29 protein-coding genes and 1 pseudogene are annotated in these 16,498 nt (G+C 43.6%); all 30 read left to right on the forward strand.

Going from position 1 to position 16,498, the window contains the following annotated elements; all coding sequences use genetic code 11:
• Window positions 1–13 precede the first annotated feature (13 nt).
• Window positions 14–304, forward strand: a complete 291-nt coding sequence (rplW, locus tag ACO4R2_RS08085; RefSeq protein ID WP_311491199.1) for a 50S ribosomal protein L23 — start codon at window positions 14–16, stop codon at window positions 302–304.
• A gap of 7 nt (window positions 305–311) precedes the next feature.
• Window positions 312–1,136: a 50S ribosomal protein L2 gene (rplB, locus tag ACO4R2_RS08090; RefSeq protein ID WP_311491198.1), complete on the forward strand. Its 825-nt coding sequence runs from the start codon at window positions 312–314 to the stop codon at window positions 1,134–1,136.
• A 15-nt stretch (window positions 1,137–1,151) separates the two neighbouring features.
• On the forward strand, window positions 1,152–1,418 hold the full coding sequence (gene rpsS, locus ACO4R2_RS08095; protein ID WP_009348411.1) for a 30S ribosomal protein S19: 267 nt from the start codon (window positions 1,152–1,154) through the stop codon (window positions 1,416–1,418).
• 34 nt (window positions 1,419–1,452) lie between these two features.
• Window positions 1,453–1,851, forward strand: coding sequence for a 50S ribosomal protein L22 (rplV, locus tag ACO4R2_RS08100; protein ID WP_311491197.1), 399 nt, complete (start codon window positions 1,453–1,455; stop codon window positions 1,849–1,851).
• A gap of 12 nt (window positions 1,852–1,863) precedes the next feature.
• Complete coding sequence (gene rpsC / locus ACO4R2_RS08105) at window positions 1,864–2,598, forward strand: 30S ribosomal protein S3 (protein WP_311491196.1); 735 nt, start codon at window positions 1,864–1,866, stop codon at window positions 2,596–2,598.
• 15 nt (window positions 2,599–2,613) lie between these two features.
• Complete coding sequence (gene rplP, locus ACO4R2_RS08110) at window positions 2,614–3,039, forward strand: 50S ribosomal protein L16 (protein ID WP_009348414.1); 426 nt, start codon at window positions 2,614–2,616, stop codon at window positions 3,037–3,039.
• A gap of 2 nt (window positions 3,040–3,041) precedes the next feature.
• Window positions 3,042–3,239, forward strand: coding sequence for a 50S ribosomal protein L29 (gene rpmC / locus ACO4R2_RS08115; RefSeq protein ID WP_009348415.1), 198 nt, complete (start codon window positions 3,042–3,044; stop codon window positions 3,237–3,239).
• A 9-nt stretch (window positions 3,240–3,248) separates the two neighbouring features.
• Window positions 3,249–3,506 (forward strand): 30S ribosomal protein S17, encoded by a 258-nt coding sequence (rpsQ, locus tag ACO4R2_RS08120; protein WP_311491195.1) that lies wholly within the window; start codon window positions 3,249–3,251, stop codon window positions 3,504–3,506.
• A 2-nt stretch (window positions 3,507–3,508) separates the two neighbouring features.
• Window positions 3,509–3,874, forward strand: a complete 366-nt coding sequence (gene rplN / locus ACO4R2_RS08125; protein ID WP_311491194.1) for a 50S ribosomal protein L14 — start codon at window positions 3,509–3,511, stop codon at window positions 3,872–3,874.
• Between the two features lie 22 nt (window positions 3,875–3,896).
• A complete protein-coding gene (rplX, locus tag ACO4R2_RS08130) occupies window positions 3,897–4,220 on the forward strand; it encodes a 50S ribosomal protein L24 (protein ID WP_311491193.1) in 324 nt (107 codons plus the stop codon).
• Window positions 4,220–4,777 (forward strand): 50S ribosomal protein L5, encoded by a 558-nt coding sequence (gene rplE, locus ACO4R2_RS08135; RefSeq protein ID WP_009348419.1) that lies wholly within the window; start codon window positions 4,220–4,222, stop codon window positions 4,775–4,777. Before rplX ends, rplE begins: the two co-directional genes overlap by 1 nt.
• Window positions 4,778–4,784: 7 nt before the next feature.
• Window positions 4,785–5,087 carry a 30S ribosomal protein S14 gene (gene rpsN / locus ACO4R2_RS08140; protein WP_009348420.1) on the forward strand — a complete coding sequence of 101 codons (303 nt, stop codon included), beginning with the start codon at window positions 4,785–4,787 and terminating at the stop codon, window positions 5,085–5,087.
• A 62-nt stretch (window positions 5,088–5,149) separates the two neighbouring features.
• Window positions 5,150–5,545, forward strand: coding sequence for a 30S ribosomal protein S8 (rpsH, locus tag ACO4R2_RS08145; RefSeq protein WP_311491192.1), 396 nt, complete (start codon window positions 5,150–5,152; stop codon window positions 5,543–5,545).
• 13 nt (window positions 5,546–5,558) lie between these two features.
• On the forward strand, window positions 5,559–6,125 hold the full coding sequence (gene rplF, locus ACO4R2_RS08150) for a 50S ribosomal protein L6 (protein ID WP_311491191.1): 567 nt from the start codon (window positions 5,559–5,561) through the stop codon (window positions 6,123–6,125).
• Window positions 6,126–6,143: 18 nt separating this feature from the next.
• On the forward strand, window positions 6,144–6,488 hold the full coding sequence (gene rplR, locus ACO4R2_RS08155) for a 50S ribosomal protein L18 (RefSeq protein ID WP_311491190.1): 345 nt from the start codon (window positions 6,144–6,146) through the stop codon (window positions 6,486–6,488).
• 5 nt (window positions 6,489–6,493) lie between these two features.
• A complete protein-coding gene (gene rpsE, locus ACO4R2_RS08160; RefSeq protein ID WP_009348424.1) occupies window positions 6,494–7,000 on the forward strand; it encodes a 30S ribosomal protein S5 in 507 nt (168 codons plus the stop codon).
• Between the two features lie 7 nt (window positions 7,001–7,007).
• Window positions 7,008–7,187: a 50S ribosomal protein L30 gene (rpmD, locus tag ACO4R2_RS08165; RefSeq protein ID WP_311491189.1), complete on the forward strand. Its 180-nt coding sequence runs from the start codon at window positions 7,008–7,010 to the stop codon at window positions 7,185–7,187.
• Between the two features lie 16 nt (window positions 7,188–7,203).
• Window positions 7,204–7,650 carry a 50S ribosomal protein L15 gene (gene rplO / locus ACO4R2_RS08170; protein WP_311491188.1) on the forward strand — a complete coding sequence of 149 codons (447 nt, stop codon included), beginning with the start codon at window positions 7,204–7,206 and terminating at the stop codon, window positions 7,648–7,650.
• Between the two features lie 2 nt (window positions 7,651–7,652).
• Window positions 7,653–8,999 (forward strand): preprotein translocase subunit SecY, encoded by a 1,347-nt coding sequence (secY, locus tag ACO4R2_RS08175; protein ID WP_347719648.1) that lies wholly within the window; start codon window positions 7,653–7,655, stop codon window positions 8,997–8,999.
• A gap of 26 nt (window positions 9,000–9,025) precedes the next feature.
• On the forward strand, window positions 9,026–9,820 hold the full coding sequence (gene map, locus ACO4R2_RS08180; protein ID WP_484769840.1) for a type I methionyl aminopeptidase: 795 nt from the start codon (window positions 9,026–9,028) through the stop codon (window positions 9,818–9,820).
• A 1-nt stretch (window position 9,821) separates the two neighbouring features.
• On the forward strand, window positions 9,822–10,040 hold the full coding sequence (gene infA, locus ACO4R2_RS08185; RefSeq protein ID WP_009348429.1) for a translation initiation factor IF-1: 219 nt from the start codon (window positions 9,822–9,824) through the stop codon (window positions 10,038–10,040).
• A 15-nt stretch (window positions 10,041–10,055) separates the two neighbouring features.
• Window positions 10,056–10,172: a 50S ribosomal protein L36 gene (gene rpmJ, locus ACO4R2_RS08190; protein WP_083823602.1), complete on the forward strand. Its 117-nt coding sequence runs from the start codon at window positions 10,056–10,058 to the stop codon at window positions 10,170–10,172.
• Window positions 10,173–10,202: 30 nt separating this feature from the next.
• A complete protein-coding gene (gene rpsM, locus ACO4R2_RS08195; protein ID WP_311491185.1) occupies window positions 10,203–10,583 on the forward strand; it encodes a 30S ribosomal protein S13 in 381 nt (126 codons plus the stop codon).
• A 9-nt stretch (window positions 10,584–10,592) separates the two neighbouring features.
• Window positions 10,593–10,982, forward strand: coding sequence for a 30S ribosomal protein S11 (rpsK, locus tag ACO4R2_RS08200; protein ID WP_009348431.1), 390 nt, complete (start codon window positions 10,593–10,595; stop codon window positions 10,980–10,982).
• 48 nt (window positions 10,983–11,030) lie between these two features.
• The gene (gene rpsD, locus ACO4R2_RS08205) at window positions 11,031–11,639 is read left to right on the forward strand and encodes a 30S ribosomal protein S4 (RefSeq protein ID WP_347719650.1); all 609 of its coding nucleotides are present in this window, start codon (window positions 11,031–11,033) and stop codon (window positions 11,637–11,639) included.
• 124 nt (window positions 11,640–11,763) lie between these two features.
• The gene (locus ACO4R2_RS08210) at window positions 11,764–12,750 is read left to right on the forward strand and encodes a DNA-directed RNA polymerase subunit alpha (RefSeq protein ID WP_311491183.1); all 987 of its coding nucleotides are present in this window, start codon (window positions 11,764–11,766) and stop codon (window positions 12,748–12,750) included.
• A gap of 107 nt (window positions 12,751–12,857) precedes the next feature.
• Window positions 12,858–13,328, forward strand: coding sequence for a 50S ribosomal protein L17 (gene rplQ, locus ACO4R2_RS08215; protein ID WP_484769841.1), 471 nt, complete (start codon window positions 12,858–12,860; stop codon window positions 13,326–13,328).
• Between the two features lie 582 nt (window positions 13,329–13,910).
• Window positions 13,911–14,384 (forward strand): hypothetical protein, encoded by a 474-nt coding sequence (locus ACO4R2_RS08220; protein WP_347719652.1) that lies wholly within the window; start codon window positions 13,911–13,913, stop codon window positions 14,382–14,384.
• Between the two features lie 18 nt (window positions 14,385–14,402).
• Complete coding sequence (locus ACO4R2_RS08225) at window positions 14,403–15,080, forward strand: hypothetical protein (RefSeq protein ID WP_484769842.1); 678 nt, start codon at window positions 14,403–14,405, stop codon at window positions 15,078–15,080.
• A 485-nt stretch (window positions 15,081–15,565) separates the two neighbouring features.
• Window positions 15,566–16,137, forward strand: a pseudogene (locus ACO4R2_RS08230) (TraM recognition domain-containing protein); the annotation flags it as partial.
• Between the last annotated feature and the right edge of the window lie 361 nt (window positions 16,138–16,498).

Below are 16,498 nucleotides of genomic sequence, written 5' to 3' on the forward strand. Positions count from 1 at the left end.
TACGAAGTAAGATATGGCATTCATTATCAAACCTATCGTCACTGAGAAGATGACGGCTCTGACAGAGAAGGAAAATAAGTTCGGCTTCATCGTAAAGCCCGAAGCAAATAAAGTCCAGATTAAGTCAGAGATTGAAGCTCGCTACAATGTTCACGTCACAGCAGTTAACACTATGGTTTATGCTGGTAAGAACAAGTCACGTTATACTCGTGCTGGTCTCGTACGTGGTCGTAGCAACGCCTTTAAGAAGGCAATCGTAACCCTGAAAGAGGGCGAAACTATCGATTTTTATAGCAATATCTAAATAACTGATGGCAGTACGTAAATTTAAGCCCACTACACCGGGCCAGAGACACAAAGTTATTGGTACGTTCGAAGAAATTACTGCATCCGTACCAGAAAAATCTCTCGTTTACGGTAAGCGTGTAAGCGGTGGTCGCAACAACGTCGGTAAGGAAACCATGCGTTACCTCGGCGGTGGCCACAAGAGAAAATATCGCTTCATCGACTTCCGACGTGAGAAAGATGGTGTACCCGCAGTCGTTAAAACAATCGAATACGATCCGAACCGTTCAGCTCGTATCGCTCTTTTGTTCTACGCAGACGGTGAAAAGCGTTACATTATCGCTCCTAATGGATTGAAAGTAGGCGACCAGCTCATGTCTGGTGCTGAAGCAGCTCCCGAAGTTGGTAATGCTCTTCCTTTGAAGAACATCCCCGTAGGTACCGTTGTTCACAACATTGAGCTCCGTCCGGGTCAGGGCGCATTGCTCGTTCGTAGTGCAGGTAACTTCGCACAGCTGACATCACGCGAAGGTGACTATTGTGTTATCAAGTTACCTAGCGGTGAAACTCGTAGAATCTTAGGTGCTTGCAAGGCTACGATTGGTAGCGTCGGCAATTCTGATCATGCTCTTGAATCCTCCGGTAAGGCAGGTCGTTCACGCTGGTTGGGTCGTCGTCCTCACAACCGTGGTGTTGTTATGAACCCTGTTGATCACCCAATGGGTGGTGGTGAAGGCCGCCAGAGTGGTGGACACCCACGTTCACGTACCGGTTTGTATGCTAAGGGCTTGAAGACAAGAGCTCCGAAGAAGCAGTCGAACAAGTACATTATCGAAAGACGTAAAAAGTAACCTAAAGATTAAAGTATGAGTCGTTCACTTAAAAAAGGTCCGTACATCGCAGTTTCTCTCGAGAAGAAGATTCTCGCCATGAACGAAAGTGGCAAGAAGAGCGTTGTTAAAACATGGGCTCGCGCATCAGTGATTTCTCCCGACTTCGTCGGTCACACTGTAGCAGTTCATAACGGCAATAAATTCATTCCCGTCTATGTTACCGAGAACATGGTAGGCCACAAGTTCGGTGAATTTGCACCGACACGTAAGTTTGGTGGTCACGCTGGTAACAAACGATAGGCTTTCAATCCAGTAATAAAAAGTAAAAAGATAAATGGGAGCAAGAAAAAAATTAGCGGCTAACGCTAGAAAAGAAGCCCTGAAGACCCAATATTTCGCTTCACTGCGAAATGTTCCCTCCTCTCCCCGCAAAATGCGCTACGTCGTTGACATGGTTCGCGGCATGGAAGTAAACCGCGCATTGGCAACTCTCCGCTTCTCTAAGAAAGCAGCAAGCTTGGATGTTGAAAAACTTCTTCGCAGTGCAATCGCTAACTGGGAGCAGAAGAACGACCGCAAGGCAGAGGATGGCGAATTGTTTATCACCAAGGTTTTTGTTGACGAAGGCGTAACGCTGAAGCGTATGCGTCCAGCACCTCAAGGTCGCGGTTACAGAATTCGCAAACGTTCAAACCACGTGACTCTTCACGTAGGAACTAAAACTAATGATTAATCGAAAAGAAGTATGGGACAAAAAGTAAATCCGATAAGTAACCGACTTGGAATTATTCGTGGTTGGGATTCTAACTGGTTCGGCGGTTCTAACTTCGGCGATCGTATTCTCGAAGATAGCAAACTCCGTAAGTATCTCGATGCACGTCTTGCTAAAGCCAGCGTTTCACGCATCGTGATCGAGCGTACCCCAAAACTCATTACGATTACTGTATGCACCGCTCGTCCGGGCATCATCATTGGTAAGGGTGGTCAGGAAGTTGACAAGCTCAAGGAAGAACTTAAGAAAATCACAGATAAGGACGTACAGATTAACATCTTCGAAGTGCGCAAGCCGGATCTCGATGCAAACATCGTTGGCCAAAGCATCGCTCGCCAGATTGAAGGTAAAGTAGCATATCGTCGCGCCATCAAAATGGCTGTTGCTAATGCTATGCGCATGGGTGCCGAAGGTATTAAGGTACAAGTTTCTGGCCGTCTGAATGGCGCAGAAATGGCACGTAAGGAAATGTTTAAGGAAGGTCGCACTCCGCTGCACACCCTCCGCGCAGACATCGACTACTGCCAGACAGCAGCTCTTACGAAGGTAGGTCTGATTGGTATCAAGGTTTGGATTTGCCGTGGCATCGTTTATGGCAAACGTGACCTCCAGCCAAACTTTACTCCTGAGAAGGAGACCGGCCGTCGCGAAGGTGGCGATCGCCGCGATCGTCGTCGTTTCCGTGGCAACAGAAACAACAACCGTTAATTTCTTTAGAGTATTATGTTACAACCGAAAAGAACAAAATACAGAAGACCGCAAAAAGGCCGTTGCAAAGGTAATGCACAGCGTGGTAACCAGCTGGCATTTGGTAGTTTCGGCATCAAGAGCCTCGATACGCACTGGCTCACCGGTCGCCAAATCGAAGCTGCTCGTATCGCAATGACGCGTTATATGCAGCGTGAAGGTCAGAGCTGGATTCGCATCTTCCCTGACAAACCTATCACTAAGAAGCCTGCTGACGTACGTATGGGTAAGGGTAAAGGTGATCCCGTTGGATACGTTTTCCCTATCACTCCAGGTCGCATTATCTTCGAAATCGAAGGCGTTCCCTTCGAAGTAGCTAAAGAAGCTCTTCGCCTTGCAGCACAGAAGCTTCCCGTTACTACCAAATTTGTTGTAAGACACGATTACGATAAAAACGCTTGATTATGAAAATAGCAGAAATCCGTAAAATTGCAGCCAATGAGCTCCAGGAGCGCCTTGACGCAGAGGTTGAAAAATACAACCAGATGCTGCTCAATCACAGCGTTTCTCCTCTGGAAAATCCCGCGCAGATTAAAGAGGCTCGTCGTACGATTGCCAAGATCAAAACGGTGTTGCGCGAAAACGAACTCAACAATAAATAATAGTCCAGAATGGAAGCTAGAAATTTAAGAAAGACAAGACAGGGTGTTGTTGTCAGCAACAAGATGGACAAGACAATTGTTGTTGCAGCAAAGTTTAAGGAGAAACACCCGATTTATGGTAAGTTTATCTCTAAAACGAAAAAGTTCTATGCTCATAACGAGGAGAACGATTGCAATGAAGGCGATACTGTCCTGATCATGGAAACCCGCCCTCTTAGCAAATCAAAGCGTTGGAGAGTTGTTAAAATCGTAGAAAGAGCTAAGTAATTATGATCCAAGTTGAAAGTAAATTGAACGTAGCTGACAATAGCGGTGCTCGTGAAGCAGTCTGCATCCGTGTGCTGGGTGGTACTCGCCGTCGCTACGCTTCTGTAGGTGATGTTATTGTTGTGGCTGTTCACAACATCATCCCTTCAAGTGACCTGAAAAAAGGTGCTGTTTCCAAGGCTTTGATTGTACGCACTAAGAAGGAAATTCGTCGTCCCGATGGTTCATACATCCGTTTCGATGACAACGCTTGCGTTCTTCTGAATAATGCTGGCGAAATCCGCGGTAGTCGTATCTTCGGTCCTGTTGCCCGTGAACTCCGTGCAACGAACATGAAAGTCGTTTCTTTGGCACCTGAAGTTCTTTAATTCAAAGTAAACAGAAACAGTAATGACTAAGTTACATATTAAAAAAGGCGATACCGTATACGTAAACGCAGGTAAAGCAAAGGGTAAGACGGGCAAGGTTGTCCGCGTACTCGTTGACAAGCAACGCGCTATCGTAGAAGGTCTCAATATGGTTTCTAAAAGCCAGAAGCCGAGTGCCAAAAATCCGCAGGGTGGCATCGTTACGATGGAGGCCCCAATTCATATTTCGAACCTTAACGTGGTTGATCCTAAAGATGGAAAAACTCCTACACGTATCGGCCGCCGCCTGAATGAGGCTGGTAAGTTGGTTCGCTTCGCTAAAAAATCAGGAGAGGAGATCAAGTAATGAGCAATACAGCAAGTCTTAAAAAAGAATATGCAGAGCGCATTGCACCGGCTCTGATGAATAAGTTTAACTACAAGTCAACGATGCAGATTCCCCGTCTGACTAAAATCGTCATCAACGAGGGACTTGGTTTGGCAACAGCCGACAAAAAAGTCATTGACGTAGCTTTGAACGAATTGTCAACAATCACTGGTCAGAAGGCTGTTGCAACAGTTTCTAAGAAGGACGTTGCAAACTTCAAGCTTCGTAAGAAGATGCCTATCGGTGTTATGGTTACTCTCCGTGGTGAGCGTATGTACGAATTCCTTGAGCGTCTGGTTCGCGTGGCTCTGCCCCGTATCCGTGACTTTAAGGGTATCGCAAGTAAGCTCGATGGCCGTGGTAACTATACACTCGGTATTCAAGAGCAGATTATCTTCCCAGAAATTAACATCGATACAATTGAACGCATGACAGGTATGAACATCACGTTCGTTACCACTGCAGCTACCGATGAAGAAGGTTTCGCTCTGCTCAAAGAATTCGGTCTTCCCTTTAATAACGCTAAAAACAACTAATTAAAATATGGCAAAAGAATCAATGAAAGCACGCGAAGTAAAGCGTGCTAAACTGGTAGCCAAATACGCAAAGAAGCGTGCAGCGTTGAAGGAGATTGTTAACAAATCGCAGGATCCTGTAGAAGCTTACGAGGCAGCTCGTAAGCTGCAGGCTATCCCCCGCAATGCTAATCCTATCCGCTTGCACAACCGTTGCAAGTTGACGGGGCGCCCCAAAGGCTATATCCGTCTCTTCGGCTTGTCTCGTATCCAATTCCGCGAGATGGCTTCTAGCGGTCTTATCCCTGGCGTAAAGAAAGCAAGCTGGTAAATTCCTTTTTATTATTATTTAATATTGTCGGGATAGTCCCGATTAATTAAACAACCAAACAAATGACAGATCCAATAGCAGATTTTCTGACGCGGTTGCGCAACGCCATCCAGGCTAAGCATCGTGTGGTTGAAGTGCCCGCATCAAACCTGAAGAAGGACATCACGAAGATTCTCTTCGAGAAAGGTTACATCCTCAACTACAAGTTTGTAGAAGATGGTCCTCAGGGAACAATCAAAATCGCTCTCAAGTATGAGCCTGAAACAAAGGCAAGTGCTATTCAGAGCTTGCAGCGAGTTTCTCGTCCTGGTATGCGTAAGTATACAGGCTACCGCGAAATGCCGAGAGTTATCAACGGATTGGGTATTGCAATCGTATCCACTTCCAAAGGTGTAATGACAAACAAGGAAGCATCCGCTGAGAAGATTGGTGGCGAAGTTCTTTGCTATGTATATTAATTAGGAGGTTAACATGTCTAGAATAGGTAAATTGCCGATTAACATTCCTGCTGGCGTTACAGTTGACGTCAAGGATAATGTAGTGACCGTTAAGGGTCCGAAGGGTGAGCTGTCTCAGACGGTTAATCCCGCTATCTCAGTTTCCCTTGAAGAAGGTCAGATTACTTTCGCTATCAACGAGAACAGCGATGTAGACCAAAAGCAGAAGCAGGCTTTCCATGGCCTCTATCGTGCATTGGTTAATAACATGGTTGTTGGTGTTAGCGAAGGCTATAAGAAAGAGATGGAGCTCGTAGGTGTTGGTTACCGTGTATCTAATCAAGGCAACTTGATTGAATTCTCTCTCGGTTTTACTCACAGCATCTTCCTCCAAGTTCCTGCTGAAATCAAGGTTGAGACTAAGAGCGAAAGAAACAAGAACCCGTATATTAGCCTAGAGTCCTGCGATAAGCAGTTGCTCGGCATGGTTTGCGCCAAAATTCGTTCTTTCCGTATGCCTGAACCTTATAAAGGAAAAGGTATTCTGTATATCGGTGAGCAGATCCGCCGCAAGAGTGGTAAGGCAGCCGGTGCTAAGTAATTTTAATAGAATAAGATTATGACTACAAGAAAAGAACAACGTCGCATTAAAATCAAATATCGGGTACGCAATAAGATCTCTGGTTCTGCGGCTCGTCCCCGTCTGAGCGTGTTCCGCAGCAACAAGCAGATCTATGCACAGATTATCGATGATGAAGCTCAGAAGACGCTTGTTAGCGCTTCTTCTCTCGGTTTTGAAGCCATGCCCAAACAAGAGCAGGCAGAGAAAGTTGGTGAAGCTGTAGCAGCAAAAGCCATCGCAGCAGGTATCACTACGGTTGTTTTTGACCGTAATGGTTATCTCTATCACGGTCGTGTAAAACAGGTGGCAGATGGTGCCCGCAAAGGTGGACTTAAATTCTAAAGATTATGGCAAACAGAGTAAATGTTAATAGCGAAGAATTAAAGGATAGACTGGTTGCTATCAATCGTACAACAAAGGTTACTAAAGGTGGTCGTACGTTCACGTTTGCTGCTATCGTAGTAGTTGGTGATGGTAAAGGCGTTATCGGTCTGGGCCTCGGCAAGGCTGGTGAAGTTTCTGCAGCCATCGCTAAGGGCGTTGAAGCTGCAAAGAAGAACCTCGTTCAGGTTCCTGTACTCAAAGGTACAGTTCCTCACGAGATGACAGCTCACTATGGTGGTGCAGAAGTTATCATCCTTCCGGCATCTGAAGGTACTGGTGTTGTGGCAGGTGGCGCTATGCGTGCCGTACTCGACAGCGTAGGTATCAAAGACGTTCTGGCAAAGTCGAAAGGCTCTTCAAACCCTCACAACCTTGTGAAGGCAACAATCGCTGCCTTGAGCAATATGCGTGATGCACGTACAGTTGCTAAGCAGCGCGGTGTTTCATTGGATAAAGTATTCAGAGGATAATTCGACTATGGCAACAATAAAAGTAAAGCAGATTAAGAGCAGAATTCATGCTCCTAAAGACCAGAAAAGTACACTTGATGCACTGGGCCTGAAGAAATTATATCGCACTGTAGAGGTTGAGGATAACCCCGTAATGCGCGGTATGATTCGCAAGGTAAGCCATCTGGTTGAGATTGTTGAACAGTAAAAACAAACAGAAAGTCATGAAATTACATACTTTAAAACCCGCGAATGGCTCTACGCATCATGATAAACGAGTAGGTCGTGGTCCAGGCTCTGGCATGGGAGGCACTTCTACTCGTGGTCACAAGGGTGCTAAGTCGCGTTCTGGTTACCACAAGAAGATTGGCTTCGAAGGTGGTCAGATGCCGTTGCAGCGTCGCTTGCCGAAGTTCGGCTTCAAGAATATCAACCGCGTTGAATACAAGGCCATTAACCTCAGTGTTCTGCAGGCTCTCGCTGAGCAGAAGAATTTAGAGAAGATTGGTCGCGAAGAACTGATTGCTGCAGGTTTCATCTCCTCTAAGCAGTTAGTAAAGATTCTTGGTAATGGCGACCTCAAGGCTAAGTTGGCTGTAGAGGCTAACGCCTTCTCCAAGACTGCAGAAGCTGCTATTCAGGCAGTTGGTGGAACCGCAACTAAGATCTAATTATGAAAAAAATAATCGAGACTCTAAAGAACATCTGGAGAATTGAGGATTTGCGTACGCGACTCCTCATTACTCTCCTGTTCATTGCCATCTATCGTTTTGGCTCTTTTGTAGTACTGCCAGGCATTGATCCAACTCGTCTTGCAGCTCTGCAGAGTCAAACGGAAAACGGTTTGATGTCCCTGTTGAATATGTTCTCAGGTGGTGCATTCTCTCATGCGTCAGTATTTGGCCTTGGTATTATGCCTTACATCTCTGCATCCATTATTATTCAGATTTTGGCTGTAGCCGTACCGTATTTCCAGAAGATGCAACGTGACGGTGAGAGCGGACAGAGAAAAATCAATCAATACACTCGTTGGTTGACGATAGCAATTCTTTTGTTCCAAGCTCCTACCTATATGATAAACCTTCGTTCACAAGTGGGCCAGAGTGGTGCTTTCATGGTTGGTGATACGTTCTGGTTTATGTTCTCGTCTACGATTATCCTTGCTGCAGGCAGCATGTTCATCCTATGGTTGGGTGAGCGTATAACCGACAAAGGTGTAGGAAACGGTGTTTCTCTCATCATTATGATCGGTATTATTGCACGCTTCCCTGGTGCTATTTTTGAGCAGCTCACATCTTCTATCTCTGGAGCAGAAGGTGGTGGCTTGATAATGTTCCTTTTCGAACTTATCGCTCTGCTCTTCGTTATGGCACTGTCTATCCTGCTTGTAAAGGCTACTCGCAAGGTTCCGGTTCAATATGCAAAGCGTATCGAGGGTAACCGTCAGTTTGGCGGAGCACGTCAGTACATTCCGTTGAAGCTATTTGCAGCCAACGTAATGCCGATTATCTTCGCTCAAGCCATTATGTTTATCCCCGCCACCATGATTATGGCGTTCTCTAAGGATGGTTCAAACCCAGTAGGACATCTTCTCTCTGATCAATTTAGCCTTCCTTACAACATCATCTATGTTATCTTGATTGTTCTCTTCACTTATTTCTACACGGCTATCACGATGAATCCCGTGCAGATGGCTGAAGATATGAAACGTAACAGCGGTTTTATCCCTGGTGTAAAGCCCGGTAAAGCTACGGCAGATTATATCGACACAGTTATGACAAGGATTACCTTCCCTGGTTCTCTTTTCATTGCGTTGATTGCAGTTCTTCCTGCATTTGCTGTACTCTTCGGTGTTAAGCAAGGTTTCGCTCAGTTCTTTGGTGGTACCTCATTGTTGATTCTTGTCGGTGTTGTTATCGATACTCTTCAGCAGATTGAGAGCTACATGCTTGTCCGCCATTACGACGGCTTGCTCAACGCTGGGCACACACGCAATCGTTCAAGCGTAGCAGCATATTAAGAAAATTTCCATTTAAACCGATTCGGATGATATATCTGAAAACGGAAGATGAGATAGAGGCGCTGCGAAAAGCAAATCAGCTTGTAGCAGCAACTCTTGCGGAAATCGCAAAAATTGTTCAGCCGGGTGTAACCACCCGAGAGATGGACACCTTGGCTGAACATTTCATTCGCGACAATGGCGCGGTCCCAAGTTTTAAGGGATGTCCTAATCCTTTTGGCCCCGCCTTTCCTGCATCCATTTGTACCTCAGTTAACGACACAATCGTTCATGGTATTCCAGACGATAAACCATTGAAGAATGGTGATATAGTCTCGGTGGATTGCGGAGTTCTCCTCGAAGGCTTCTGTGGAGATTCATGTTACACATTTTGTGTAGGTGAAGTGAAAGCAGAAAACAAAAAATTACTTTCAGTAACGAAAGAAAGCCTTTATAAAGGAATCGAACAAGCCATTGTAGGCAACCGCTTAGGAGATATAGGATGCGCAGTGCAGCATCATGTCCAGCAATATGGATACGGTGTCGTCCGACAGTATGCCGGTCATGGTATAGGAAAGAAAATGCACGAAGACCCCATGGTTCCTAATTACGGGACAGCAGGCACAGGCCTCGCAATCTCCAATGGACTTTGCATCGCCATAGAGCCAATGATAACAGAAGGAAAAGCTTCCTCATATCTATTGCCCGACCGTTGGAGCGTAAAGACGCGCGATGGCAAAAGTGCTGCACATTATGAGCACACCATAGCTATTCACCATGGCAAAGCCGATATTCTCTCATCATTCGAAGAAGTAGAACAAATAGAAAGAATAAAACATTAATATGTCTAAGCAGTTAGCGATAGAACAAGATGGAACAATTGTTGAAGCATTGAGCAATGCAATGTTCCGCGTAGAGTTGGAGAATGGGCATGAAATAACAGCCCACATCTCAGGAAAGATGCGTATGCATTACATCAAGATCCTTCCCGGAGACAAGGTAAAAGTGGAAATGAGTCCCTACGACCTTTCAAAAGGTAGAATCGTTTTCCGATATAAATAAAAAAGCAAAATAATAATGAAAACAAGAGCATCCTTGAAGAAACGATCCGCCGATTGCAAGATTGTACGTCGTAAGGGTCGTCTGTATGTGATTAACAAGAAGAACCCTAAGATGAAATTACGTCAGGGTTAATCAGTTTTCGCAAAGTAATAAAACAAGTATATGGCAATAAGAATTGTTGGTGTCGATCTGCCTCAGAACAAGCGAGGCGAAATCGCCCTGACCTATATCTACGGATTAGGTCGTAGTAGCGCGGCTAAAATCTTGGATAAAGCCGGTATTGACAGGGACATTAAAGTAAAGGATTGGACTGATGACCAAGCAGCAAAGATTCGTGAGATTATTGGTGCTGAATACAAAGTAGAGGGTGACCTCCGCAGCGAAATTCAGATGAACATTAAGCGTCTCATGGACATCGGTTGCTACCGTGGTATCCGTCACCGTGCAGGTCTTCCTGTACGCGGCCAGAGCACGAAAAACAACGCTCGTACTCGTAAGGGTCGCAAAAAGACCGTTGCAAACAAGAAAAAGGCTACTAAATAATAATTGATTATGGCAAAGAAAACAGTTGCAGCTAAGAAGCGTAACGTAAAGGTTGACGCAATGGGTCAGCTTCACGTTCACAGCTCTTTCAATAATATTATCGTTTCCTTGTCGAACAGTGAAGGTCAGATTATCAGCTGGTCAAGTTCTGGTAAGATGGGCTTTCGTGGTTCCAAGAAGAACACTCCGTACGCTGCTCAGATGGCAGCACAGGATTGCGCCAAGGTAGCTTTCGACCTCGGTCTTCGTAAGGTGAAAGCTTACGTTAAGGGTCCCGGCAATGGTCGTGAATCTGCTATCCGTGCCATCCATGGTGCAGGTATTGAAGTTACCGAGATTATCGACGTTACTCCGCTGCCCCACAATGGCTGCCGTCCTCCGAAGAGAAGAAAGGTATAATTCCAGTAGCAAGTTGAATTGTTATATTAAAAGCTAAAATTAAAAAAAATGGCAAAATATACAGGTCCTAAGTCTCGCATCGCACGTCGTTTCGGCGAGGCTATCTTCGGTGCTGATAAAGTTCTCGCAAAGCGTAATTTCCCTCCCGGCCAGCACGGCAATGGTCGCCGTCGTAAGAGCTCTGAGTACGGTGTCATGCTTGCTGAGAAGCAGAAGGCTAAATACACTTATGGTGTTCTTGAACGTCAGTTCCGTAACATGTTTGATAAGGCAGCAGCAACCAGCGGCATTACAGGTGAAATTCTCCTTCAGAATCTCGAATGCCGTCTTGACAATGTTGTATATCGCCTGGGTATCGCTCCTACTCGTGCAGCAGCTCGTCAGCTTGTAAACCACAAGCACATCACTGTTGATGGTCAAGTAGTGAACATTGCTTCTTACAGTGTAAAACCTGGTCAGATCGTCGCTGTACGTGAGAAGTCTAAGAGTCTCGAAGTAGTTGCAGACTCTTTGGCAGGCTTCAACCACAGCAAGTATCCTTGGATCGAATGGGACGAAAGCGTTAAGGGTGGCAAACTTCTGCACATGCCCGAACGTGCTGACATCCCTGAGAACATCAAGGAGCAGCTGATTGTCGAGTTGTACTCTAAGAACTAAAAAGCCTTTCTCCCTTCCCCTCTTTTTTTGGAGGGGAGGAGAGGAGGAAACTTTTGGCAAATCTTTATCGATTTGTCTCATAGCCTGAAAAGGCTTTACCCAAAATCCTAAATAAAAAGAATTAATGGCGATATTAGCATTTCAAAAACCTGACAAAGTGATCATGTTGGAAAGCGACGATAAGTACGGAAAATTCGAACTTCGTCCTTTGGAAACGGGCTTCGGTACCACTGTCGGAAATGCCCTCCGTCGCATCCTGCTCTCCTCTCTCGAAGGCTATGCCATCAATACCATCAAGATCGAAGGTGTTGAGCATGAGTTTGCTACCGTGCCTGGAGTCAGCGAGGATGTAACCAACATCATCCTTAACTTGAAGCAAGTACGTTTCAAGAAACTGGTAGAAGAGTACGACACTGAGAAGACCCAGCTAACCATCTCCAACTCCACGGAGTTCAAGGCTGGTGATATCCATCTCAACGGATTTGAAGTGTTAAATCCTGATTTAGTGATTTGTCATTTAGATTCGAAAGCCTCGATGACCATCGAACTGACTGTCAACAAAGGCCGTGGTTATGTCCCCGCTGATGAAAACCGCGACTATTGCTCTGATATCCATCAGATAGCCATCGACTCCATCTACACTCCCATCCGCAATGTTAAGTACAGCGTTGAACCGTATCGTGTTGAGCAAAAGACCGACTACGACAAGCTTGTGCTTGAAATCACCACGGATGGTTCCATCCAGCCAAAAGATGCGCTGAAGGAAGCAGCAAAAATTCTGATCTACCACTTCGCTCTGTTCTCCGATGAGAGTATCACCGCGAGCAACTCAACAAGTGTAGACAATCCACCGATTGATGAGAACACCCTCAAGATGCGTCAGCTCCTCAAGCAGAAGCTCGCCGATCTGAATCTTTCAGTTCGTGCACTCAACTGTCTCAAGGCAGCCGATGTTGAAACTTTGGGCGATCTCGTTCAGTTCAATAAGTCTGACCTCCTCAAGTTCCGCAACTTCGGTAAGAAATCACTCACTGAGCTTGATGATTTGCTCGAGAGCAAGAATCTGTCGTTCGGGATGGACACAACCCTTTACAAATTGGACAACGATTAATTGAACGACAAAAGTTGTCCGTAAACTCCACCGTTGTTTGCAATCTGCTGAGAGGCCTAAGCTAAGGCCAAAGCCCTCACTCGACGCAACAACCAACATTCAAAAAAATGAGACATAATAAAAAATTCAACCATCTGAGTCGTACTGCATCCCACAGAAGCGCAATGCTTGCCAATATGGCAGTTTCTCTGATCCAGCACAAAAGAATCACTACGACTCTCGCCAAGGCTAAGGCTCTGAAGAAGTACGTTGAGCCGCTCATCACCAAGAGTAAGAACGACACAACGAACTCTCGCCGCGTTGTCTTCAGCTATTTGAAGGACAAATTCGCTGTTACTGAATTGTTCAAGAATATCTCTGAGAAAGTGGCTAACCGTCCCGGTGGCTACACTCGTATCATCAAGCTCGGCTTCCGCCAGAGTGATGGTGCCGACATGGCTTTCATCGAACTCGTTGACTACGATGAAAACATGGCTAAGGAAGAGAAGAAGGCAAAGCGTACACGTCGTAGCCGTAAGGCTGCAGCCGCTGAAGCACCTGCAACTGAAACTCCTGCTGAAGAAGCAGCAGCTGAATAATCGACACAATTCTCTATTGCATATTTTAGCCCTGCACAGTGATGTGCGGGGCTTTTTATTTCTATAAACTTTTTGAGTAACTTTCAAATCCTCCATTTTGTTTTTGGCTTATATGACAAAAAGAGACCTAAAATCTCTTGTACTTCCGAATTGCATATGCCAAATACAAATAATGAATTAGAAGCACTCAACTCTACTTTGAAGGCAAAACTAGATCTGCATAAGGGGATTAGCAAAGAAAGGAGAAAAGTATTCATTCAAGCCTTTTTAAAGGCTCATACCCCGTATAGATAAAGGGGATACAAGCAGTTTTAGGTCTCTTTTTGTCACTTATGCCATATTCCCTTTTTGGTAGGTTTTAGCATATGTTTTGCTATTATTTCATAAAAAATCTTACAGAAAAAGCTGTATAGTAAAATCTTTCTGTAATTTTGTGTTCGATAGTCATAGCACTTTTTGTTTTATTTTTTTTGGTATATCATTGCCTTAAAATGATACTAATTTTTGCTAATAACTAAATTTACAACTATGTATAATGCATCAAACTTAAATAACCCTATATTCAAGCTAAATTAAAAACAAGTGAAAAGTACTTTTTCCATCAAAGCTTATGCTCTATTCTTTATCTTCCTTTTTCTTTCAATTAAGAGCGAAGCAAAGCTTAAAATACCCTTTGGTAGCCGAGATGTAGTGGACGTTATATACACTACTTCTAAGCAAGACAGCCTCTATGAAGGAGAAGATAAGCTAGATATTGCGCGATATCATAAGGAGTTTAATATTGCTTATATTCTTCCTCTCTATATAGAAGAGGAGCCTAAAATAGTTCTTTATGATAAGGAAAACCAGTTAATCTACGATTTTAAGTCTCCTCAAGAGGAGCAAAAGGTGAAAGAAATTCTTAAGAAAAAAGGTGTTGATGTGGAAGAAAAGCTGAGTCTTAGTTGGTACACACGCTGGGGAGCTAAGCTTTTACTTATTATACTCATAGGAATTCCTATTGCTGGGTCTTTTTGTGGCAAAGATGATGACATAAAAGAGCCAACGAAATTATAAATTACAAAAATTATTATTATGCCTACTACACAAATTATCTTTATCGCAGTTTTCATCGTTGTAGCGTTTGCTTTTAGTTTCTTTTACAGTAAGTTCTTCGGTGCAAAAGGTTATACTCAAGCAGACTTAGATAACCGTGTTAAGAACATTACCGAGCAAGAGATTACAGACTTTTATTCCTCAGAACTTAAAGACTGTCTAAAGCAATTAGATGGAAAACAAGTTCTTGCAGCAAGCTGTTTGTTTCATGCACCAGGTACAAAGGAGCATATGAAGAATGGTTTTAAGGACTTTCTATATGGATTGTGTACCTTAGGAATGGTGAAGTTTAGAACAGTTTATGTCGCAACTCCTTTGATATTAGCAGAAGACGGATTGCACATTATAGAGCTAGATAAGAGTGAAGAGGTTAAAAACCACTATATTTTTGAGAACGATCGTTTAGCAGAAGCTAAGATTACTCCTTGTGATGATCCTGTAGCAAGAAAGCAATTAAGTGCTACTGCAGCATTCTTTACGCTTTCATTCCCAGACAATGGAGGAGTTAAAGAGCTATCGTTGTGTACAGAGTTTTATCCTACACAAGAGAAGTATATGCTTTATTCTTTCAATAAGAAGCTCATTGCAGCTGCTACAGGACGTCATTTCTTAAAGAAGTTAGGCGAAAAGTTTACTCATCTTCAGGTAGATTTTTAATAAAAAAGATACACTCACTTTTTATTAAACCTATAGAATGGCTACGGATAACCTCATCGTGGGGTTATCCGTAGTTATTGTTTACAGACATTCTTTGGCAACGTGAGAAACAAAGATGAGGAAGAAATGGATGAGCATACTTATTTAAAGCACTAACGCTTCTTTAGGCAAGTTAGGATGAGCTACACAAAAAGCTGGAGAAAGAAGCATACTACCAAACTTTAAAAAGCAATGGATAGCTAAAAAAAACATCATCTTTTGCTGCAAAAAAGGTGATGTTTTACCGAGTAATACATTACTTTTTTTAATGCGTTGACTGCTAGATTGTTAGCAGGGAAATACTTGTCTTTGCTTTTATTTTACTTCTTTTCTGGGGAGAACTCTGCATCAATGATAATACTTACCTTATCGCCAATAATATTTGGTAACTCCAATTCGGTTTAAGAAACTCATGAAAGAGCGTTTCTTAAACCGAATTGGAGTTCATAGCTACTGCACGAAGCAATAAAGTTGCTGTATGTTTGGGCTTTCAGGACTTTTCACAGCTCACCCGTGACTATGGCGATAAGGAGAGCAAAGTAATACAGAACACTGTAGGTAACGTATCCTCCGGGCAAGTGGTAGGAGAAACAGCCAAGACACTTTCCGAACGGTTTGGAAAGGTTCTCCAGCAACGGCAGTCTATGACCATCAATCGAAACGACAAGTCTACCTCTATCTCCACACAAATGGATAGTCTTATTCCTGCAAGTAAAATTTCAAACCTCACGCAAGGAATGTTTGTAGGAGCAGTGTCCGATAACTTCGATGAACGCATCGACCAGAAGATTTTTCATGCGGAGATAGTCGTGGACTCAACCAAAATTTCCGCTGAAGTGAAAACATACCAGTCTATACCTATGATAGTGGACTTCAAAAATAAAGATGGCTCCGATAATCTCAAAGAGACTATTGAAGCCAACTATCGTAAGGTAAAGCAAGAAATACTCTCGCTGGTTGATTCAGAAATGGAAAGGGTTAAAATGACACATTACTTTCTCATTTGATTAAACAGTAATCTTCAATAAAGTTTTTTTAATGAGAAAAGATTATATTACAGCATAGAAAAATATTATCCATGTTGAACTACAATAAAAAACAAAAAAGACTTTTCCCAAAAATAGACGCTTAGGACTTTTCTCCTGATATTCATCAACAAGATGGGATATTCTTGACTTCCTGAAATAGCATCTATGCATGTATATTACTATTGGCAGGATTATTATGACAGACCATACCCATGAAAGTAAATCATTTCTGCTTTTTATGGGTAGATGTTGTAATATATTTAATCCTATATGCTGTTCTGCGATATAAACTATAGTAAGTATATTTACAAATAATAAGACAGAAACAATTAAGGCTGAGTCTATGCGAGT

This window comes from Alloprevotella sp. (assembly GCF_057240785.1).